The organism is Micromonospora sp. TSRI0369 (genome assembly GCF_001905625.1).
Lineage (GTDB): Bacteria > Actinomycetota > Actinomycetes > Mycobacteriales > Micromonosporaceae > Micromonospora > Micromonospora echinospora_A.
Genome location: NZ_LIVU01000008.1, coordinates 56,750 through 76,101, shown reverse-complemented (window position 1 = coordinate 76,101; position 19,352 = coordinate 56,750). Strand labels below are relative to the sequence as shown.

Here is a 19,352-nt window from a genome sequence, read left to right as displayed (position 1 = left end):
CGAGAGCTCGGCCTGCATCAACGCAAGGATTCGACAGCGGTCCGGGCCGCCTCCCCCATCGCCAGGTCCACATCGATCCGGCGGGCGGCAAGCCGTTCAGCGCGTACCGCCACCGCTATCGCGTACCTGCGACCGTCGGGATACTCCGCGACGCCCGCTTCGAGGTGCAGTCCCGGCAGGGTGCCGGTCTTCCCGGCGACCCGGACCCCGGGCGGGAAACCGGCGGCCAGCCGGGTCCAGAAGAGCTGCCGTGCCATCAACTCCCGGACCATGGCGCACGCGGGCGCCGGGCCGGCCTCGTCCCGCCACACCAGACGGAGCAGCCGGGTCAGCTCCCGGGCGGTGCTGGAGCTGGTGTACTCGGGGTCGAAGACCCGCATCGCGCGGACCCGTTCGGGCGACAGGGTGGGGAAGATCCGCGCGAAGTCCGCCTCGGTGCGTGCGCCCACGTCGGAGAGCATCGTCTCGACGAGTTGCCGGGGGCCGCCGACGATCCGGGTGCGCGGCAGGTCCAGCTCCGCGGCCAGCATCGGCAGCACGTCCGCCCCGACCCGGCGCAGCAGAAGGTCGGCCGCCGTGTTGTCACTCACCGACATGGCCAGGTACGCGAGGTCGCGCAGGGAGACCTCCACGTCGTCGGCGCAGCCGGCCACACCCCAGCCGCCGAGCCGGTCGGCGGCACCGGCAAGCACCCGTTCGGTCGGGTCGAGCTGGCCGGCGGCTGCCTGCCGGGCGAACTCCAGCACCACCATGATCTTGAAGATGGAGGCGATGACTATCTGCTCGTCGGCGCGCAGCGCCACCTCACCGCCGGCCGGGTCGTCCACGTCCACGACGTGCAGGCAACCCCGCACCCCGGCCCGCCCGAAGATCTCCCCGACCCGTTCCGCCACATCCACGCCGACACGGTAACCAGCGGCGACGCTAGGGTGCCCGGATGGACCTGCTGCGGCACCTGCGGCATTTCGTGGTGGTCGCCCGGGAACTGCACTTCGGCCGGGCCGCCGAGACGCTCGGCATGGCACAGCCGCCGCTGAGCCAGTCGATCCAGCGTTTGGAGCGGGAGCTGGGCGTCACCCTGTTCGACAGGTCACAGCGCCAGGTCGGCCTCACCACCGCCGGCCAGTTGCTGCTCGGCGAGGCCGACGAACTGCTGGCCGGTGAACGCCGGCTGCGTCACCTCGCCGAGCGGGTCCGCCGGGGCGCGCTCGGGGTGCTGCGCGCCGGCGTACCCCCGGAGACCCCGGCCGTGACGTTGCGCGCGCTGCTCGACGCGCTCGCGGCCCGCGCGCCCGGGCTCGCCCTCGACCTGCACGAACTGACGAGCGCCGAGCAGCACCGGATGCTCACGGACGGGCGGCTGGACGTCGGCCTGCTGCACCATCCGGTCGACGGGGCCGGGCTGCGCTTCGGTGAGCCGGTGGACGTACCTGTGGGTGTGCTGCTGCCCCGGGCCTCGCCGCTGGCCCGGCCGCGGGAGATCGCGCTCGCCGATCTGGCCGGCATGGACCTGGTCACCGCGCCACCGGCCACCGCGCCCGGCTGGCACGAGCATCTGCTGACCGTGTGCCGGCAGCACGGTTTCGCCCCGGCCCGGGTCCGCCCCGCGCGCAACCCGGAGTTCCTGTTCGGTCTGCTGCTCACCGGCGGCGCGGTCGCCGTTGAGCCCGCCGCGCTGGCCCGCCGGGAACCGCGTATCGCCTGGCGACCGATCACCGGCACGCCGCTGGTCCGGCGGATCTCCGCGGCCTGGCCGATCCGGGCCGCGCACCCGGCCGCGCCGATGTTCGGCCACCTCGCCACCGAGACGCTGACCGCGCCAGACGAACCGGGCGGGACGGCGCTCCTCGCCCCGGCGGCCCGGCCGTGGCCGGTGCTGTTCGAGGCCGGCCGGGACGAAAAGTTGGCCCGCTGACCTCCCGCAGTTCACCCCGATCCGACTAACATCGCTGATCATGAATATAAAGCGCGTCACCCGCTCGCGACCCGGGCGGATGGTCGCGGCGGTCGTGCTCGCCGTCGCGGTCGCGATCCCGCTCGGGGTCACCGGCGCCGCCTCGGCCGCGACCACACTGACCGTCGCGCAGGCGCTCGCCGCCCAGGACGGCCGGACCGCCACCGTGACCGGCTACGTCATCGGCCAGCCCACCGCCACCAACACGGTGCTCAGGTCCGGCTTCACCGCGGACACCGCGATCGCCATCGCCGACCAGGCCGGCGAGACCGGCACAGCCCGGATGCTGTACGTGCAGGTCACGGCCGCCTGGCGGAGCACCTTCGGGCTGCTCACCAACCCGTCGCTGCGCGGGCGGCAGGTGACCGCGACCGGCGCGCTGACCGCGTACTTCAGTCACGGCGGGCTGAAGAACCCGACAGCCATGGCCCTCGGCGGCGGCGCCACGCCGAGCCCTTCCCCCACCGCGACCCCGGCGCCGACCGGCACGCCCGACGCCTACTACGCGGCCGCGGCCGGCAAGACCGGGCCGGCGCTGCGCACCGCGCTGCACGGCATCATCCGGGTGCAGACGAAGCTCAGCTACGACCAGGTGTGGGACGCGCTCAAGGACACCGATCAGGACCCGGCCAACCCGGCCAACGTGATCCTGCTCTACAGCGGACGGTCACAGAGCAAGACCAGCAACGGCGGCGGTGCGAACGACTGGAACCGGGAGCACGTCTGGGCCAAGTCGCACGGCGACTTCGGCACCGCCACCGGCCCCGGCACCGACGTGCACCACCTGCGGCCGGAGGACGTGTCGGTCAACTCGCTGCGCGGCAACAAGGACTTCGACGCGGGTGGCGGCACGGTCGCCGAGGCGCCCGGCTGCTACACCGACGCCGACTCGTTCGAGCCGCGCGACGCGGTGAAGGGCGACGTGGCCCGGATGATCCTCTACATGGCGATCCGGTACGAGGGCGGCGACGGCTGGCCGGACCTGGAACCGAACGACTCGGTCTCCAACGGCTCCGCGCCCCGGCTCGGGCGGCTGTCGAAGCTGCTGGCCTGGAACGACCAGGACCCGCCGGACACCTTCGAGCAGCGACGCAACCAGCGGATCCACGAACGCTGGCAGGGCAACCGCAACCCGTTCGTCGACCACCCGGAGTGGGCCCGGTCGATCTGGAGTTGACGCTCGTCCTCGATGTGAGGAAGCGTGGCGAGCGGGTAGAGACATCCGGTTGGCACGGCCGGGGCGGTCGGCACGGACGCGCCCCGGCACCGCACGATCGGAGATGAGACTCTCATGGCCCCCAACAGCGTTCCGGACATCGCACTCAACGACGGAAACTCCATCCCACAGCTCGGCTTCGGCGTCTTCCAGATCGAGCCGAAGGACACCGCCCGGGCGGTCGGCACCGCGCTGGAGGTCGGCTACCGGCACATCGACACCGCCCAGATGTACGGCAACGAGGCCGAGGTGGGCCAGGCGCTGCGCGCCTCCGGGCTGGACCGCGGCGAGGTCTTCGTGACCAGCAAGCTGAACAACGGCTTCCACCGCCCGGACGACGCCCGCAAGGCGTTCGAGCAGACGCTGCGGGAACTGAAGTTCGACTACCTCGACCTGTTCCTCATCCACTGGCCGCTGCCCACCCGCTACGACGGCGACTTCGTCTCCACCTGGAAGGTGCTCGAAGACCTGCGGAGCGAGGGCACGGTCCGGTCGATCGGCGTGTCCAACTTCCAGGTCGCGCACCTGGAGCGGCTGGCCGCCGAGACGGACGTGGTGCCGGCGGTCAACCAGATCGAGGCGCACCCCTACCTCGGCAACGAGGAGGTGCGCGCGTACGACAAGGCGCACGGCATCCTCACCGAGGCGTGGTCACCGATCGCGCAGGGCGCGGTGCTCGACGACCCGACGGTCGTCGACGTGGCCGAGCAGGTCGGCCGGACCCCGGCGCAGGTGGTGCTGCGCTGGCACGTGCAGCGCGGCGACATCGTGTTCCCGAAGTCGACCACCCCGAAGCGGATCGAGGAGAACTTCGCGATCTTCGACTTCACGCTCGACGACACCACGATGGAGCGGCTCACCTCGCTGGACCGGGGCGAGGCCGGCCGGACGGGCCCGAACCCGGACGAGTTCGACTACATCCCGAGCTGAACCGCCGCACACCGAAGGGCCCCGGGGAACCGGGGCCCTTCGACGTTTGACTTCGCGCGCACTCGAAGGGGCAGGGTGACCGGCAAAGCTCCGACGGGGAGGAAATCCATGCGCTACCGCACCATCGGCACCGACCCTGCGACGCGCCGCAAGGTCAGCGTGCTCAGCCTCGGCGCGATGCTCTTCGGCACCGCCACCGACGAGGCCACCTCGTACGCCATCCTCGACCGCTACGTCGAGGCCGGCGGCACGTTCATCGACACCTCGGACAACTATGCCTTCTGGCAGAACGGGGGCCAGGGTGGCGAGAGCGAGGAACTGCTCGGCCGCTGGCGGCGCAGCCGCGGGGTCGGCGACGAGGTGGTCATCGCCACGAAGCTCGGTGCCCGGCCGCTCGCCCCGGGCACCAGCTACGTGGACAACCCCGAAGGGCTGTCGGCGAAGGTGATCCGCGAGTCCGCCGAACGCAGCCGGGAGCGGCTCGGGCTCGACCGGATCGACCTCCTCTACGCCCACATCGAGGACCACACGGTTGCGCTGCGGGAGACCGTGGAGGGCTTCGCCGAGCTGGTCGCCGAGGGCACTGTCGGGCTGCTGGGCGCCAGCAACCACCGCGCCTGGCGGGTGGAGCGGGCGCGGGCGCTCGCCGCCGCGGCCGGGTTGCCCGGGTACGAGGTGCTGCAGTACCACCGCAGCTACCTGCCCCGGCGTCTGGACGTGCCGAGCGAGCTGGACCGGGACGGCGACGTCGGCTGGGTCGGCCCGGACCTGCTCAGCTACCTGCGGGCCGAGCCGCAGCTCACGCTGGTCGCGTACTCGCCGCTGCTCAAGGGCGCGTACGTCAGGCCGGAACGGCTCGGCGAGGAGTACGCGGTGCCCGCCACCCCGGCCCGGCTGGAGGCGTTGCGGGCGGTGGCCGCCGAGACCGGGGCCACAGTCAACCAGGTGGTGCTGGCCTGGCTGATGGGCGGCGACATCCCGGCCGTCCCGCTCGTCGGCTTCTCCTCCGTGGCGCAGCTGGAGGAGAGCCTGGGCGCTGTCGACCTGGAGCTGACCCCGGAGCAGCGGACCCGGCTGGACACGGCCGGGTGACCCGCCCGGGCCGGGTGGCGGCGCGCCACCCGGCCCGGAGGTGTCGCTCAGCTCGCCGGGAACCGGCTCACCCGGACGTCCAGCCGCAGGCTGCCGGTGCCCGGCACTGTCACCTCGGTGGCGTCGGCCGCCCGGGCCGCGCCGTCGTACCAGCCGGCGTAGCTGACGAACGGCGGCGTCCAGAGCCAGGCCACTGTTACCGGCTGGGGGCCGAGCACGCGCAGCGCGTACTCGCCGTCGCGGTCGGACGTCCGGCCGATGACCTCACGGGTACGCGCGTTGCGCACCGTCAGCTCCGCGACCACCGGGCGGCCCTCCGGGTCGACGAGCCGGCCGGTGACCAGGACACCCCGGCGCAGGGCGAGGTTGTAGACAGTGGTGGCGCCGGCCCGGACGGTGACGGGCTCGGCCTTGCCCCGCAGGGCGAACCCGCCGGACCACTGGGTGGCGTTGTCGGCGGTGGTGAACAGCAGCGGCCAGGCGTACGGGCCGAGCCAGTCGATGCGGTAGCGGCCCTGCGCGTCCAGCTCCGTGCCCCACGGTGACGAGCCGCCCGACACCGGCGCGAGCGTGACGCTGCCGGAGGTCGCCGGCGTACCGGTGGCCGCGCTGGTCACGGTGCCGGTGACGACGCCGGCACGGTCGAGCCGGATCGCGGGGACGGTGACCGTCTGCCCGGCGCGGAGCGTGACCACCCGGGCCTGCTTCGCGTCACCGGTGCCGCCGGTCGCGCCGACCCACTGCGCGCCGTACGGCGAGCCGCCGGCGGGGCGGGCGAACAGGTTCCAGGAGCCGGCCCCGAGCTGGTCGAGGCGGACCGCCCCGGTGGCGTCGGAGCAGTACCGTCCCGGGTCGCCCGGCAGCTCGCCGGTGCCGGCGGGCGCCACTGTCACGCAGGCCCCGGCGACGGGCGCCCCGGTGGCGGCGTCGACCACCCGGGAGACCACGTGCGCGGCCGGGGTCAGGTCGACCACGGCGACGCCGCTGCCGTCGGCCGCCACCGTCACGGTCGCGTAGCGGGGCAGGTGGGAATCGCCCTCGGTGTAGACCCGAACCTCCTGCGGGCCGGGGACCAGCGGCGGCACTGTCACCTCGGCGTCGCCGCACGGGTTGCGGCGGGCGTCGACGAACACGCAGACGCCGCCGACCGGGGCGCCGGTGACCGCGTCGCGCGCCCGCACCGTGGACGAGCTGGGGGCGAGCAGCCGTTCGGCGACGTCCGTCGTGTCCCCCGCGGACACCCGGACCGTCCCGGCGCGCGCCCAGCTCGTGCGGCCCGGCACCCACTGGCGCAGCGCGTCGTCGGGCTGGTCGGGATCGCCGTACGCCGGACTGACGGCGATCTTGTAGTCGTTGCCGGGCAGCGCGACGCTGAGCTGTCCGGACTCGTCCAGTTGAAGCAGGCTGACGTCGTAGCTGCTGTCCGCGGCCACCACGGTGACGGTGCCCTGAGCCGGAGCGCCGTCGGGCGCGGTCACGGTCAGGTGGAGGACACCGGCGGGGTCCTCGGCCGCGCCGGCGGCGGTGGGTGAGGCGGTGACGGCCAGAGCCGCCACGGCGAGCGCGGCGAAGACTCTTCGGGCGATGGACACGCAGAACCCCTCTCGGTTGAATGCACGGAGAGGCGCCCGCGTAGCCACAACCGGGACACGCCCCCCGTGCGTCGGATGCCGGCGCAGCATATGGCGACCGGCACGCCTCGCACTGTCCGCGACAGGTCTTTCGGCGGAGTTCCGCGGAAAGGCGCATAACCCCGGTTTCCGGTCGATTGCCCACCGCTTGCGGCCGGGAGCCGCCGCCAGATCCGATCTGGCGGGCCTTCTGGCGTCTCCGGGGTGAGGCCGGCGGGCGTTCGTGGTGGTCACCCCGGAGTACAACCACAGCTCCCCGGCCTCGTTGAAACAGGCGATCGACGTCGCGTACGACGAGTTGCGCCGGTGGGGCCGGGCGTCGCGGGAGGGGCGGTCGGCGCGGCCGTACGCCTGCTGAGCACCATCCACGAGGAGAGGTAGTGATTCATGAGTAACCGGAACACCGGCCTGGCCGTCGAGGCCGACGGCCTGGTCCGGTCCTTCGGTACGACGCGGGCGCTCGACGGGCTGGACCTGCGGGTGCCCGCCGGCACCGTGTACGGGGTGCTGGGCCCCAACGGCGCCGGCAAGACCACAGCCGTACGGGTGCTGGCGACGCTGCTGCGCCCCGACGGCGGCACGGCCCGGGTCTTCGGCCACGACGTCGTGCGCGACGCCGACGCGGTCCGTTCCCGGGTGAGCCTGACCGGCCAGTACGCCTCGCTGGACGAGGACCTGACCGGCGCGGAGAACCTGATTCTGCTGGCCCGGCTGCTCGGGTTGAGCCGGGCGGGCGCCCGGAACCGCGCCGACCAACTACTCGCCGCCTTCGGGCTGACCGAGGCCGCCGGGCGGCAGGTGAAGAAGTACTCCGGCGGGATGCGGCGGCGCATCGACATCGCCGCGAGCATCCTCAACACCCCGGATCTGCTGTTCCTGGACGAGCCGACCACCGGGCTGGACCCGCGCAGCCGCAACCAGGTGTGGGCGATCGTGCGGGCGGTGGTGGCGTACGGCACCACAGTGCTGCTGACCACGCAGTACCTGGACGAGGCGGACCAGCTCGCCGGCCGGATCGCGGTGGTCGACCACGGCCGGGTGATCGCGGAGGGCACCCCGGGCGAGTTGAAGTCGTCGGTCGGTTCCGGCAGCGTCCACATCCGGCTGCGCGATCCGGGGCAGCGGCCCCAGGCCGAACAGGTGCTGCGGGCGGCACTGGGCGTACCGGTGCAGCTCGACACGGATCCGGTGGCGCTGACCGCCCGGGTGGGCGAGGACGGCACCGACCTGGAGGCGAGCGCGCAGGCCGCCCGTGCGCTCGGTGAGCTGGCCGGCGCCGGCATCGTGGTGGACGACTTCTCCCTCGGCCAGCCCAGCCTGGACGAGGTCTTCCTGGCCCTGACCGACCACCCGGCCGTCCCGGCGGACGAGCGGGACGACGAGCTGGAGGCGGCGCGATGAGCGACACCGCTATCACCACCGGGCGCCCGCCGTCCGTCTACGTCCCGTCCGCCGAGGCGCTCGCCACTGTGCTCGCCCCGGCCGAACGGCCGGCCCGGCCGGGTCCGCTCGCCGCGTCGCTGACGTTCGGCTGGCGGGCCCTGCTGAAGATCAAGCACGTGCCGGAGCAGCTGTTCGACGTGACCGCGTTCCCGATCATCATGGTGCTGATGTTCACGTACCTGTTCGGTGGCGCCCTGGCCGACAGCCCGCGTGCGTACCTGCAGTTCTTCCTGCCCGGCATCATGGTCACGAGCGTCGTGATGATCACCATGTACACCGGGGTCGGGCTGAACAACGACATCGAGAAGGGCGTCTTCGACCGGATCCGTACGCTGCCGGTCTGGCGGCCGGCGGCACTGGTCGGGATGATCTTCGGGGACGTGCTGCGCTACGTGCTCGCCGCGGTGGTCATCCTCTCGGTCGGGCTGGTGCTCGGCTTCCGTCCCGACGGCGGGCTGCTCGGGGTGCTGGCCGGGATCGGGCTGCTCGTGGTCTTCTCGTTCGCGTTCTCCTGGGTGTGGACGTTCTTCGGCCTGGTGCTGCGCAGCGAGAAGTCGGTGATGGGGGTCAGCATGATGGTGCTGTTCCCGCTGACGTTCCTCAGCAACGTGTTCGTGGAACCGTCCACCATGCCCGGTTGGTTGCAGGCGTTCGTCAAGGTCAACCCGATCACCCACCTGGTCGCCTCGGTCCGCGCGGCGATGGCCGGCTCGATGGACGCCACGAACACGATGTGGTTGCTGCTCTGGAGCGCCGGTTTCGTGGCCGTCTTCGGCACGCTGACCATGTACCGCTACAACCGCCACTGACCCGGTCCGCCGGGGTGGTGGGGTCCGCACCCCGCCACCCCGGCGTGCCGGCCGGTCAGAGCCGCCAGGACACCGGTTCGGGCGGCAGGTAGCGGCAGGTGCCGCCGGTGGTGACGGACTCGCGCAGATGGGCGGCGAGCGCCGGATGCCGCTCGTCGATGCGGCGCAGCGTGTCCCGGATCCGCCCGGTCACCGCCTTGCGTGCCCGTTCGGCCTGGTCACCGAGGCGGCGACTGCGCCCGGCCAGCCCGGCGGCGGTACGCAACTGGTCGAGCAGAGCGGCCCGCTCGGCGTCCAGCGCGGACAGCCGCCGCTCGTCGTGGCGTACGGCGGCCCGATCGATCTCGTCGTCGAGCCGCCGCAGATGCCGGCGGTAGCGGGCCTTCGCCTCGTCGTCCAGCACCGGGTCGGCGCCGAGCCTGCGGGCAGCGACAAGTTCCGGGCCGGCGGCCGGGTCGAGCAGCTCGACCGCGGGCACGTCGGTTCCGGGCCGGCTCAACAGCAACCGCAGGTCGTGCAGCCCTTTGGCGTCGGGCAGGTGCACCACGACACCGCCGTACCCGAGGCGCCACACCGGCCCGTCCGGGCAGAACTCCGGCGGGGCGGACACCGCCGGGCGAACAGCGGCCAGCGGAGAGACCACCACCGCCGGGGAGTCCGCCCGGACGGGGACCAGCCGGCCGGGCACCTGTCTCATGCCCAGCGCCCCCGCCTCAGCCACCGTCGCGGCGCGCAGCCGCCGCGCCTCGGCCGCGTCGCCCGGCCCGCCGCGCCCGGTCAGCGCGGCCACCAGCCCGGCCCGGGCCAGCACCGACCAGGGGCGGGCGCCCAGCCGGTCGGCGGCGTCCCGGGCCGCCGTGTAACCGGCGACCGCGTCGTCCCACCTGCCTTGGGCGGCGTCCACGGCGGCCAGCCACAGGTCGACCGGGCCGGCGATGTCGCAGCCGAACAGCGCGGCCATCCACCGCCCCCGGTGCGGGGTCAGCGCCGCCCGCGCCTCGGCGCACCGGTCCGGGTCGCCGTCCACTGCCGCCGCCTGGGCCCGCAGCCGCAGCCACAGCGGCGACACCGACCGGGGGTACGTGGCGCCGGCGGCCTCGATCCCGGCGGTGAGTCCCAGTACGGCGTCCGTGTCGCCGCGTTCGGCGGCGGTGATCGCCCGGAGCAGCTCGGCCTGCGGATGGCCGGCGCCCACCTTGTCGAGCAGGGCCTCGGCCTCGGCGACCCGGCCGTAGAGAAGCAGCACCGACCAGCGGATGTGGTACGTCATGAAGGCGTGGTCGGAGTGCTCCGGCTCGGGGTGGCTCTCCACCTCGGCGAAGCACTCCTCGGCGGTGGCGAGGTCGCCCCGGAACGCGGCGATGATGCCGCTGTCCATGGTGGCCGCCATCCGCTGCCGGGGGACCTCGCCCTGCCGGGCGCCGGCCACGAACGCAGCCAGCTCCTGGCGGTATCCCGGGTCGCCCAGCTCCAGCAGCGCGACCCAGCGCAGCGCGGTGGCCCACAGCTCGGTCTCCCGGTCGCCGCCGCGGCGGGCCACCTCCCGGATCTCGGCGGTCACCAGGGCCCGCTCCTCGGCGGTGCCGAGCCCCCAGGTGGTGTCGTGGCGGGCCCACAGGCTGAACGTGAGCGCCTCGTCGTCCCGGCCGTGCCGGGCGAGCGTCTCGGTGGCGGTGATCAGGTCGGTGACCAGGCTGCGCACCGACCGCTCCGGATCCGGCTCGCCGATCAACCGCCGGTACGCCTCGCGGACCAGGTCGTCGACGTCGAGCCGGCGCCGGATGGCCGAGTGCCGCCGGTGCGCGGTGAGCGCCACCCGGGTCAGCACGCCGGGGTCGTCGGCCTGGCGGGCCAGCACGGCGGCCTCGGTCAGCAGCCGCTCGACCTCCTCCGCCGGCCCGATGTGGTGCAGCAGCCCGGCCAGTTCCAGCAGCAGCCGGACCCGCGGGGCGGGCTCGCCGGGAAGCTCGAGTGCCCGCCGGTAGTGCCGGACCGACTCGTCCACGGCGATCCGGCCGGCGGCGTCCCGCGCGGCTGTGACCAGCAGGTCACCGGCGCGTACCGGGTCCAGCTCGGCGCCGGCCAGCCACGCGTGCCGGGCCAGGTGGGCGGGGCTGAGCGCGTCGGCGAGCGCGTCGGACCTGTCGACGGCCCGGACGACGCCCGCGTGCCGGGCCCGCCGCGCGTCCGCGGCGAGCCCGTCGTAGAGCGTCTCGCGGACCAGGTCGTGCACGAAGACGAACCGCCCGCCGCCGCGGGGCAGCACCAGCCGGGCCGCGGCGGCTCGGCCGAGCATGCGGTCGACCTGGGCGACCGGCGCGGGTACGCAGGCCGCCACCGTCCCCCTGTCGAACTCGTGGCCGAGCACCGCGGCGACGGTGAGCGCCTCGACCACCGGGGCGGGCAGCTGGTCGAGCCGGCGGCGCACCACCTCCCGTACGCCGGGCGCGATGGTGTCCGTGAGGCCGTCGGTGTGCCAGAGCCGGGCGGTCTGCTCGACGAAGAACGGGTTTCCGCCGGTGCGCCTGTGCACCTCGGCGACCAGGTCGGCGCCCGGCTCGCGACCGGCGGTGCGGGTCATCAGGGCGGCCACCTCGTCCCGGCCGAGACCGGTGAGCGTGACTGTGGTGGCCTTCGCGCTCAGCGGCACCAGCAACGGTCGCAGCGGATGCTCGCCGGACTCGACCTCGGCGTCCCGGTAGGTGCCGACGAACAGCAGCCGTTCGAACCAGGTGTGCCGGGTGACGAACTGGAGCAGCCGGACCGACGCCGGGTCGGCCCAGTGCAGGTCGTCGAGGACCACCACGACCGGCCGGTAGTGCGCGACGGCGACAAGCGCCGCGGTCACCGCGTCGTGCCTGTCGAACTCGGCCCGGCCGTCGTCCCCCGCCGGGTCACCGTCGTCCCCCGGCTCGTCGCCCTCCCCGGCGGGGCGCTCGCCGAGCAGGGCGGCCAGCCCGGCGTCGACTGCTTCCCGGGCGCCGGACGGGTCGCCGGCGGACCGGGCCAGCCGGCGCAGCACCTGGAGCCAGGGCCAGTAGTCGGGTGCGGTGTCGGAGTCCCAGCACGCGGCGCCGAGCACGAGCGCCCCGCGTCGCCGGGCCTCGTCGGCGGTGGCCGAGACCAGTGTGGTCTTGCCGATGCCCGGCTCGCCGGTGACCAGGGCGAGGCCGCCGTGGCCCGCGGTCAGCCGGGCCACCTCGGCGCGCAACAGTGCCGCGGGGTGTTCCCGCCCGATGATTCCCTCGCCGAACCGCGGCTCCATGACCTCCCGACGCTAGTCGAGGGGTCCGACAAGATGACGGCGATCAGGTCCGCGCGTCGGTCACCACGTGCGCGCACGCCGGGCACGCCGACGGTCCCTGTTCGGCGAACCACCGGCAGGTGCGCCGGATGGCGCACTTCGGCAGCGCCTCCTCGGCGGGCGGGGCGGTCTCGGCGTACGAGGCGGCCATCCGCGCGCCCAGCCCGCAGTGCGAGCCGGTCCAGAAGCCGCAGGACGAGGTGACGCACGGACCGGCGAGCCGGACCCGCGCCTCGACCGGCTCGTCGGAGTCGCCGAGCCCGGCGAGCGCCACCTCGGCCGGTACGGCCGGGGTCACGTAGGCCACCCGGCCCGCCGGAGTGATCATGCCGAGGAACACCGTGGCGTTCGACGCCGGGGTGCTCGGGCACATCCGCTCCGGCGCGCCGGCCGGCCGGGCGGCGTCGGTCACCGCTGGATCCAGAACCCGATGTCGTTGATCTTCTGCCCGAGGTCCTGGGCGAACGGGCCGTCGATGACCCAGAGGCCGTACCACTCGGGACGCAGCTTGATGTTGCCGTGGCCGACGGTCAGCGGGTTGGTCAGCCTCGCGTCGGCGGTACGCAGCGCGGCCAGGCCGGCCTTCTGGATCTCCGCGGCGATCAGCGTCTGCTGCTCGGCGCTCAGGTCGACACCGTCGACCACGAAGCGGAACTCGTTGCGGGCCATGTGCTTCCTCCGGTCACTCGTACGATTCGGTGCCCAGCCCGCGACGCAGGCTGGTGCGGGTGAAGGCCGCCCAGCCGGCGTGCGAGGCGGCGTCGGTGCGTTGCCCGGCGCGGGCGAGCACCCGGGCGGCGTGTGCCGCCCAGCGGTCGGCGGTGGCCGCCGCGTCGCCCCACAGTTCGCGGCAGGCCGCGACCGCGAAGGCGACCTGTTCCGGGGCGCCGGTGAACCCGGCGGGTCCGTCGGCGACCCGGATCGTGCCGTCCGGCCGGACCCGCACGCTCGGGAAGTGGTGATGCAGGCTGGCCAGCGTGGCCAGGTGGGTGGCGTCGCGCCGGCCGGCGGTGAACCCGGCGTGCAGCTCGTCGTCGCGGCGGTGCCGGATCGCGTGCAGCACCAGCGCGTCGCCGGCCGGCTCGATCCGGGCGACCACCTGCACCGGCGTACTCCAGGCCGGCGGCGAGTTCGCCGACCAGAAGGCCAGCCAGGCGGCGAGCCGTGCGTGGAAGTCGGTCTGGACGCCGACCGCGAGCGCGGAGCCGTCGGGCGCGCGCAGCGCGGCGGTGGCGATACGGTCCCGGGCGATCAGCGGCGTCGCGGGACGGGCGGGCGCCGCCGCGGCGGCGGCTTGGGTGGAGGCGACGGCCAGGCCGGTCACTGTGACCGCCGAGGCTGCCGCCGCGCCGGCGAGCAGTCGCCGACGGTCGAGCAGGTGTCCGTTGTCGTTCATCGTCGGCCCTTCGTCGACGGCAGTGGCCCGACGTTATCGACCGGAAGCGATCAGGAAAACACCCTGCGTGACGGGAGATTGACAGGAATGCCGGGGATACCCGGCGGCGTGAATGACCATTCCTGTGCTGCCGCGCGGGCGCGCGGTCAGGCGCGCAGCAGTCCGGCGACGGCCCGCTGGGCGTTCACGAGCGCCGCCGGCGGCAGGTCGAGCGTCCAGAGCGCGGCGGCCAGATAGTCCAGGACGCGCCAGCGCTGCTCCTCGCTCAGCGGCGGTCGACCCCGACCAGGCACGGGGCCAGTTCCGCGTCCGCCGCGATGAGCCGCAACCAGCGGTGCACCGCCTCGCGCACGGCGACCGGGCCGAGCCGGTCGCGCGACTCGCCGGGACAGGTCACCAGCTCCGTGGTCCGCACGACCAGGGGTACGGATGGTCGAGCCCGGTCAGTTCACCGCAACACTTGATATCGATGAATGCCTATCTATAGGCTGGCGGCGTTCCGCTCACCCCCCATCCCAAGGAGTGTGAACCATGCGTAAGCCCAAGCTGTCCCGGATCCTCGCCACCCTCGCGGCCGCGACGCTGGCAGCGCTCGGTGCGGTAGCCGTCAACCCGGCTCCGGCCTCCGCCGCCGTCCGCAACGTCTGCTACAACATCAGCCAGGCCGGCCCGTTCGCCAACACGGCGGTGCAGGCGGCGGCGATCTGGAACAACTACACGAACAACATCAACATGGCCCAGTGCGGGTCCAACCTGCGGATCACCTACACCTACGGCGGCGGCTCGTACGCCCAGCGCACCAGCCTCGGCAACGGCCGCGTGGTGATCGACTACAACCAGGCCCAGCAGTACTCGGCACTGCGCATCATGACGCACGAGATCGGCCACATCCTCGGCCTGCCGGACAACTACAACGGCAACTGCGCCCTCCTGATGTCCGGTGGCAGCGCCGGCACGAGCTGCACCAACCCGTACCCCAGCTCCGCCGAGGCCTCCCGGGTCGACTCGCTGTTCGGCTTCGCCGCCCGCAGCGCGACGCCCGCCCAGGTCTTCACCGGCAGCTGGCCGGCCGCCGCGACGGTGGGCGCCCAGCGCTGACGACGCAGTGACGACGGGGTCGGCGGGTCACCGCCGGCCCCGTCCGCGCGTCCGGCCCTTCCCCGGCGTGCCGGCCGCCGTCCGGCCGGGCCGCCCGGTCACGGTCCTGTCCGGCCGCCCGCCCGCCGACCTGCCGCCCGGCGGCTTGTCCTGCTTGCGGCCACCTGCGCGATCCGCGCCCCGGCCGGAAGCGGCGTCGTCGGCGAGATCCGCCGCGCGGCGGTTCAGCTCCTCGACCCGCTCCCGGAGCCGGCGCAGCGCCTCGGCGTCGTCGTCCACCTCGGACACCTCGTCGAGCAGGCCGACGTAGTCGGCGGCCAGCCGCCGGTGCGCCGGGGCGGCCGGACCGGCGTACCCGTCCAGGTCGATGATCTGCTGCGCCAGCACCGCGGTGGCGGCGCCGAGCGCGCCCCGTTCGTCGGCGCGCGCGTCCCGCCCGGCCCGGCGCGCGTCCGCCAGGCGACCGGCCCGGCGACCGCCGAACCAGAGCACCGCGGCGCCGGCCACCACGCCGGTCACCGCGCCACCGGCCAGCAGGTACCGGGGCAGCGACGGGCTGATGGTACGAGCCCCGTCCGGCACCAGACCGGCCCGGACCAGCCGGTCGTAGTTGAGCACGATCACCTTCAGCGCCTCGACCGGCCGGTCCACGAACGCGTCGGCGCCCCGGCCGATGGTGGTCTCGGCAACCATCGCCCGGCCGAGGTCCTTGGCGCCGTCGCCGCCGAGCCGGGAGCAGCCGTAGGTGTCCCAGTCCTCGCCGTCGCGGCTCATCGCCAGCACCAACGTGCCCTGGGCGGCGCGCTTGGTGTCGGCGCACGCCTCGCGCAGGTCGGCGCCCGGCTCCATGATCAGCACCACCAGCCGCCGGTTGCCGATGACCCGCTCGGCGGCGGCCCGGTCCAGGTCCACCCCGGGAGCGGCGTAGACCGACGAGACACGCACCTGTCGCGCGACCGGCCCGTCCAGGATGCCGCCGGTCCACAGCGCCCAGCCGGCCAGCGCCAGGCAGGCGAGCGTCGCCCGCCCGAACGCGGTGCCGACCAGGCGGCCGAGCAGCCGGCGCGGACCGGTCGCCGCCGCGCCACGCCGGGCGGACACCCGCGCGGGCCGGGCCGCGACGCCGCTCACGACAGCCTCGCCCGCAGGTAGACGTCCGGCCGGTAGCCGGGCATCCGCACGTCCCGGGCCACGCCGTCCAGCTCGGCCGCCGCGTCGGCCAGCAATTCGCGTACGTGCCGGTCGGGCAGCCCTTCGTCCAGCGCGTCCCGGGCCGCCCGCAACCGGCCCACGCCCCGCACCAGCGCCGGGTCGGTGCGGGCGTCGGTGAGCAGCGACAGCTCCACTGCGAGCGCGGAGAGCCCGGCCAGCCGGGCCGGCGTACCGCCCGGACCGACGTCGGCCGGACGGCGACCGCTCCCCCGCACGGTACGGATCGACAGCACCACGAAACCGGCCACGCAGGCGGCGAAGATCCAGGGCAATGCCGGCAGCGCCACCCGCAGCGGGTCGAACGGCCGGTACGGCAGCGGACGGTCGAACAGCCCCGCGTACCGCACGTCGGTCACCTGGCCCAGGTACGTGCCGAGCACGTTCTGCTGCGGATAGGCGTACCGGCCGAGCCGGCTGCCGAACTGGGCGTAGAAGCTCGCGCCGGCCACCTCGGCGAACTCCGCCGCACCGGGACCGTGGTACTCGATCCAGTCGCCGTACATCACCACGAGCGGCTGGTCCGGGGCGAGCCGGTGCAGTGCCGGCCCGTACGCGGGCAGCGGCTCCCCGTACGGCTGCGCGGGCAGCACCACGAACCAGGCCCCGTCCGGGAACGCGCTGCTCGCCGCCTTCTCCGGCAGCTTGGTCAGCGTGGCGCCGGAGCCCACGTACCGGCCGGTGGCGCGCAACGCGCTCACCATCGGGGCCAGCTCCGCGCCGGTCGGTTCCCGCCAGCGCAGGTCGTCGCGGTCCGGCGGGGTCGGCTGGTCGTGCAGCGTGGCCAGCAGCGTGAGCAGCGGGCCGGTCACGTCGCGGGTGGCGAACCGGGCCCGCCAGCCCGGCAGGTCGTCCGGCGAGGCCACGTAGAGCCCGCCGCTGACCTCGGTGCCGACGATCCGGATCTCGGCGCTCTCCACGTCCTTGACCCGGCGGCGTTCCGCCTCGTCCAGACCCGGAGGGGCGACCAGGATCCGGGTGCCCCGGTCACCGATGGCCGCCCGTACCCGCTGCTCGTCCCAACGCGCGACCGCCCCGGGCAGCCGTACCACCGGTTCGGCCGCGACCAGCGCCGTCATCTCCTCGACCGACGGCACGCTCGCGTCGCTCAGCTCCCCGGCCGACCCCTCCTGCGGCAGCGCGCCCGCCGACGGGGACCGCCCGTAGCTGACCTCCACGCTCTGCCGTTGCGCCCCCAGGAACACCACGAGCACTGCTGCCGCGGCGGCGAGCAGCGACCAGCGCACCAGCTCCCGGCGCACCGGCAACCTCGGCGCGGTCACCGGCCGGCCCGCCACAGCTCGTCGGCCCGGCGCGCGTGCTCGGCCGCGGCCCGGGCCGCGTCGGCGCCGCCCCGCCCGGCGGCGAGCAGCTCGGCCCGGGCCAGCAGCCGCTCCGCCTCCGGCACCGCCGTCAGGGACGCGTCCCGGCTCACAGTGGCGTCGTGGATCGCCGCCCGCGCCGAGGACCAGGCGACGCGCCGGCCCTGCGCGCGGGCGCGTCGCCGGGGCAGCAACGCGGCGAGGAACCCGGCCGCCAGGGCCACCACACCCCCACCCAGCCAGGGCAGCACGCTCGCGGTCATGATCCATGTCTAACGCACCGCCGCCAGCGGCGCGCGCCGAGGTACGCCTACGACGACGAATAGCCCTCGTTGAACCCGTCGATGAACCCGCCCGCGAACCCGGACGCGACACAGCCGGCACAGCACAGGATCACCAGCAGCGCCGGCACGGCCACCCACAGTGCGATCGCCCACCTGTTCGTCCGCTGTTCCGGCTGCGGCGCGTACGCCTGCGGCGGGTACTGCGGCGGCGGATACTGCTGCTGGTACGGATCCTGCTGATACGGGTCGTGAGGGTACATCCGGCCATCGTGCCCACCGCCCTCGACCGCCGGAAGATCCGAACGGTTTGCCCGACATGCCGCGACGGCCCCCCGTCACGCCCGGTGCGCGTCCAGGTGGGTCAGCACCGTCTGGTTGGCCTCCCAGCCGTCCGGGAACTTCACCGGCACGTCCAGGTGCACCCGCTCGGTCGACGGGTACGCGTCGAGCAGCTCACCGATCCCGGCCCGGGCCACCACCACGCAGGCGTGCCGGTGCCGCGACGCCAGTACGCACAGCCGCCCCGACTCCAGGTGGAACGCGGTCGCGTCGCGTCGGCCGGAGAGCGGGTGCAGCACAATCGTCACGTCGTACTCCCGGCCCTGGAGCCGGTTGGCGGTGTCCACGGTGATGCCCGCCCCGGCCGTGCCCAGCCGGGACCGGATGGCCGCGACCTGGTCGCGGTGCGCGGCCCCGACGGCGATCCGGTCCGCGGTGACCGGCGCGCCGCTCGGCGCGGCCTCACTCACCGCGACCGCGCCGCGCGCCAGCACCCGCAGCGCCAGCTCCGCGCAGGCCGCGGCGGCCTCCCCATCGGTACGCACGGTGTGCCGGGCCGGCAGCTCGTGCAACGCCCAGCCGGTCGCGGCGGCCACCTCCACCGAGGCGTCGTAGGCGTCACCCGGGCCCGGCTCGGTGAACGTCAGCACCCGGTCGGCCGGACCGGTGCCGGCGCGGAACCCGGTGAACGGGTAGAACGCGGCCGACACCACGGGCGCGGCCGAGTCGGGCAGCCGCCACGACACCGGCAGTCGGTGCACCGGCAGCTCCGGGTTGTGCCGCAGCAGCGTGGCCACCGCCGACTGCATCGGATCCCACGTCAGCCCGGTCCAGCGGAACGTCTCCACAGTCGAGAACGGGTCGAGCTGCCCCGGGTCGCCGACGAACAGCGCCCGCTCGAACCGCCCCGCCACGCGCAGCAGCGCGTCCGCGCGCATCTGGTACGCCTCGTCCACGATCGCCCACGGCCAGCTTCCCTCGGTGACGGTGGCCCACTTGGCCGCCGTACCGATGGTCACCGCCGGCCCACCCAGGTCGGCGACCTTCGCCGCGACCCGCACCGCCGGGTGCCCGGTGACCCGCTCGGTGGGCCGGTAGTCGGTGGCGGAGAGCCGCCCGACGCGCAGCTCCGGGGCCCTACGGCCGAGCCGGTCGATGAGGTCGTCCACCTGCTCGTTGGTCTGCGCCACGATCATCAGCGGGTCACCGGTAGCGGCGATCTCGACCGCGGCGCGGACCACGAGGGTGGACTTCCCGGCGCCCGGCGGCGAGTCCACCACGACGCCCCGGTGCGCCCCCTCCCGGAGGTCCCGCAGCACCCGTTGGATCACCTGCTCCGCTTCGTGCAAGGAAGGGCCCCCTTTTAACGTCTCCGGTAGAGGCGG

21 protein-coding genes are annotated in these 19,352 nt (G+C 74.3%); 8 read left to right on the top strand and 13 right to left on the bottom strand.

Annotated features, from left to right (window positions below):
• Positions 1–17 precede the first annotated feature (17 nt).
• Entirely contained in the window at positions 18–899 is an 882-nt protein-coding gene (locus tag AMK25_RS24645; RefSeq protein ID WP_073830767.1) for a serine hydrolase, read from the bottom strand.
• A gap of 38 nt (positions 900–937) precedes the next feature.
• Here AMK25_RS24645 and AMK25_RS24640 point away from each other — a divergent pair, with 38 nt between their 5' ends.
• The 4 genes from AMK25_RS24640 to AMK25_RS24625 all read left to right on the top strand — a co-directional run bounded on the left by AMK25_RS24640 (position 938) and on the right by AMK25_RS24625 (position 5,192).
• The gene (locus AMK25_RS24640; protein WP_073830766.1) at positions 938–1,915 is read left to right on the top strand and encodes a LysR substrate-binding domain-containing protein; all 978 of its coding nucleotides are present in this window, start codon (positions 938–940) and stop codon (positions 1,913–1,915) included.
• 40 nt (positions 1,916–1,955) lie between these two features.
• The gene (locus tag AMK25_RS24635; protein WP_073830765.1) at positions 1,956–3,131 is read left to right on the top strand and encodes an endonuclease; all 1,176 of its coding nucleotides are present in this window, start codon (positions 1,956–1,958) and stop codon (positions 3,129–3,131) included.
• A gap of 114 nt (positions 3,132–3,245) precedes the next feature.
• Positions 3,246–4,100 carry an aldo/keto reductase gene (locus AMK25_RS24630; RefSeq protein WP_073830764.1) on the top strand — a complete coding sequence of 285 codons (855 nt, stop codon included), beginning with the start codon at positions 3,246–3,248 and terminating at the stop codon, positions 4,098–4,100.
• A gap of 108 nt (positions 4,101–4,208) precedes the next feature.
• Positions 4,209–5,192 (top strand): aldo/keto reductase, encoded by a 984-nt coding sequence (locus AMK25_RS24625; protein ID WP_073830763.1) that lies wholly within the window; start codon positions 4,209–4,211, stop codon positions 5,190–5,192.
• A 47-nt stretch (positions 5,193–5,239) separates the two neighbouring features.
• Here AMK25_RS24625 and AMK25_RS24620 read toward each other — a convergent pair whose 3' ends face one another.
• Positions 5,240–6,784: an MSCRAMM family protein gene (locus tag AMK25_RS24620; RefSeq protein ID WP_073830762.1), complete on the bottom strand. Its 1,545-nt coding sequence runs from the start codon at positions 6,782–6,784 to the stop codon at positions 5,240–5,242.
• A 262-nt stretch (positions 6,785–7,046) separates the two neighbouring features.
• On the opposite strand from AMK25_RS24620, the gene AMK25_RS32805 reads away from it, so the two are divergent.
• Genes AMK25_RS32805 through AMK25_RS24605 form a run of 3 tightly spaced genes read left to right on the top strand, consistent with a single transcriptional unit; the run spans position 7,047 to position 9,075 of the window.
• The gene (locus AMK25_RS32805) at positions 7,047–7,181 is read left to right on the top strand and encodes an NAD(P)H-dependent oxidoreductase (RefSeq protein ID WP_241826473.1); all 135 of its coding nucleotides are present in this window, start codon (positions 7,047–7,049) and stop codon (positions 7,179–7,181) included.
• A 29-nt stretch (positions 7,182–7,210) separates the two neighbouring features.
• On the top strand, positions 7,211–8,224 hold the full coding sequence (locus AMK25_RS24610; RefSeq protein WP_073830761.1) for an ATP-binding cassette domain-containing protein: 1,014 nt from the start codon (positions 7,211–7,213) through the stop codon (positions 8,222–8,224).
• Positions 8,221–9,075, top strand: a complete 855-nt coding sequence (locus AMK25_RS24605) for an ABC transporter permease (RefSeq protein WP_073830760.1) — start codon at positions 8,221–8,223, stop codon at positions 9,073–9,075. Before AMK25_RS24610 ends, AMK25_RS24605 begins: the two co-directional genes overlap by 4 nt.
• Before the next feature lie 55 nt (positions 9,076–9,130).
• Here AMK25_RS24605 and AMK25_RS24600 read toward each other — a convergent pair whose 3' ends face one another.
• The 6 genes from AMK25_RS24600 to AMK25_RS32795 form a co-directional block, all read right to left on the bottom strand.
• Positions 9,131–12,340, bottom strand: coding sequence for an ATP-binding protein (locus AMK25_RS24600; RefSeq protein ID WP_073830759.1), 3,210 nt, complete (start codon positions 12,338–12,340; stop codon positions 9,131–9,133).
• Between the two features lie 43 nt (positions 12,341–12,383).
• Positions 12,384–12,791, bottom strand: coding sequence for a hypothetical protein (locus tag AMK25_RS24595; RefSeq protein ID WP_030501892.1), 408 nt, complete (start codon positions 12,789–12,791; stop codon positions 12,384–12,386).
• Positions 12,788–13,048, bottom strand: coding sequence for a hypothetical protein (locus AMK25_RS24590; RefSeq protein WP_073830758.1), 261 nt, complete (start codon positions 13,046–13,048; stop codon positions 12,788–12,790). Before AMK25_RS24590 ends, AMK25_RS24595 begins: the two co-directional genes overlap by 4 nt.
• A 13-nt stretch (positions 13,049–13,061) precedes the next feature.
• A complete protein-coding gene (locus AMK25_RS24585) occupies positions 13,062–13,775 on the bottom strand; it encodes a hypothetical protein (RefSeq protein WP_073830757.1) in 714 nt (237 codons plus the stop codon).
• Positions 13,776–13,921: 146 nt separating this feature from the next.
• Positions 13,922–14,068: a hypothetical protein gene (locus AMK25_RS32800; protein WP_241826472.1), complete on the bottom strand. Its 147-nt coding sequence runs from the start codon at positions 14,066–14,068 to the stop codon at positions 13,922–13,924.
• Complete coding sequence (locus AMK25_RS32795) at positions 14,041–14,190, bottom strand: hypothetical protein (protein ID WP_241826471.1); 150 nt, start codon at positions 14,188–14,190, stop codon at positions 14,041–14,043. Before AMK25_RS32795 ends, AMK25_RS32800 begins: the two co-directional genes overlap by 28 nt.
• Before the next feature lie 116 nt (positions 14,191–14,306).
• On the opposite strand from AMK25_RS32795, the gene AMK25_RS24575 reads away from it, so the two are divergent.
• Positions 14,307–14,873 carry a snapalysin family zinc-dependent metalloprotease gene (locus AMK25_RS24575; RefSeq protein WP_073830756.1) on the top strand — a complete coding sequence of 189 codons (567 nt, stop codon included), beginning with the start codon at positions 14,307–14,309 and terminating at the stop codon, positions 14,871–14,873.
• Positions 14,874–14,900: 27 nt separating this feature from the next.
• On the opposite strand, the gene AMK25_RS24570 is transcribed toward AMK25_RS24575, so the two are convergent.
• The 5 genes from AMK25_RS24570 to AMK25_RS24550 form a co-directional block, all read right to left on the bottom strand.
• The gene (locus AMK25_RS24570) at positions 14,901–16,004 is read right to left on the bottom strand and encodes a hypothetical protein (RefSeq protein WP_073830755.1); all 1,104 of its coding nucleotides are present in this window, start codon (positions 16,002–16,004) and stop codon (positions 14,901–14,903) included.
• Positions 16,001–17,344: a hypothetical protein gene (locus AMK25_RS24565; RefSeq protein ID WP_241826470.1), complete on the bottom strand. Its 1,344-nt coding sequence runs from the start codon at positions 17,342–17,344 to the stop codon at positions 16,001–16,003. Before AMK25_RS24565 ends, AMK25_RS24570 begins: the two co-directional genes overlap by 4 nt.
• Positions 17,345–17,361: 17 nt before the next feature.
• The gene (locus AMK25_RS24560) at positions 17,362–17,667 is read right to left on the bottom strand and encodes a DUF6403 family protein (protein WP_073830754.1); all 306 of its coding nucleotides are present in this window, start codon (positions 17,665–17,667) and stop codon (positions 17,362–17,364) included.
• 47 nt (positions 17,668–17,714) lie between these two features.
• Complete coding sequence (locus AMK25_RS24555; RefSeq protein WP_073830753.1) at positions 17,715–17,948, bottom strand: hypothetical protein; 234 nt, start codon at positions 17,946–17,948, stop codon at positions 17,715–17,717.
• Between the two features lie 75 nt (positions 17,949–18,023).
• A complete protein-coding gene (locus tag AMK25_RS24550) occupies positions 18,024–19,316 on the bottom strand; it encodes an AAA family ATPase (protein ID WP_073830752.1) in 1,293 nt (430 codons plus the stop codon).
• Positions 19,317–19,352: the final 36 nt, after the last annotated feature.

What these genes read in the sequence shown, in the direction of transcription:
- AMK25_RS24575 (WP_073830756.1), top strand. Translation starts at nt 14,307, where the DNA reads ATGCGTAAGCCCAAGCTGTCCCGGATCCTCGCCACCCTCGCGGCCGCG.
- AMK25_RS24555 (WP_073830753.1), bottom strand. Translation starts at nt 17,948, where the DNA reads ATGTACCCTCACGACCCGTATCAGCAGGATCCGTACCAGCAGCAGTAT.
- AMK25_RS24605 (WP_073830760.1), top strand. Translation starts at nt 8,221, where the DNA reads ATGAGCGACACCGCTATCACCACCGGGCGCCCGCCGTCCGTCTACGTC.
- AMK25_RS24640 (WP_073830766.1), top strand. Translation starts at nt 938, where the DNA reads ATGGACCTGCTGCGGCACCTGCGGCATTTCGTGGTGGTCGCCCGGGAA.
- AMK25_RS24585 (WP_073830757.1), bottom strand. Translation starts at nt 13,775, where the DNA reads ATGAACGACAACGGACACCTGCTCGACCGTCGGCGACTGCTCGCCGGC.
- AMK25_RS24625 (WP_073830763.1), top strand. Translation starts at nt 4,209, where the DNA reads ATGCGCTACCGCACCATCGGCACCGACCCTGCGACGCGCCGCAAGGTC.
- AMK25_RS24610 (WP_073830761.1), top strand. Translation starts at nt 7,211, where the DNA reads ATGAGTAACCGGAACACCGGCCTGGCCGTCGAGGCCGACGGCCTGGTC.
- AMK25_RS24600 (WP_073830759.1), bottom strand. Translation starts at nt 12,340, where the DNA reads ATGGAGCCGCGGTTCGGCGAGGGAATCATCGGGCGGGAACACCCCGCG.
- AMK25_RS24590 (WP_073830758.1), bottom strand. Translation starts at nt 13,048, where the DNA reads ATGGCCCGCAACGAGTTCCGCTTCGTGGTCGACGGTGTCGACCTGAGC.
- AMK25_RS24635 (WP_073830765.1), top strand. Translation starts at nt 1,956, where the DNA reads ATGAATATAAAGCGCGTCACCCGCTCGCGACCCGGGCGGATGGTCGCG.
- AMK25_RS24560 (WP_073830754.1), bottom strand. Translation starts at nt 17,667, where the DNA reads ATGACCGCGAGCGTGCTGCCCTGGCTGGGTGGGGGTGTGGTGGCCCTG.
- AMK25_RS24630 (WP_073830764.1), top strand. Translation starts at nt 3,246, where the DNA reads ATGGCCCCCAACAGCGTTCCGGACATCGCACTCAACGACGGAAACTCC.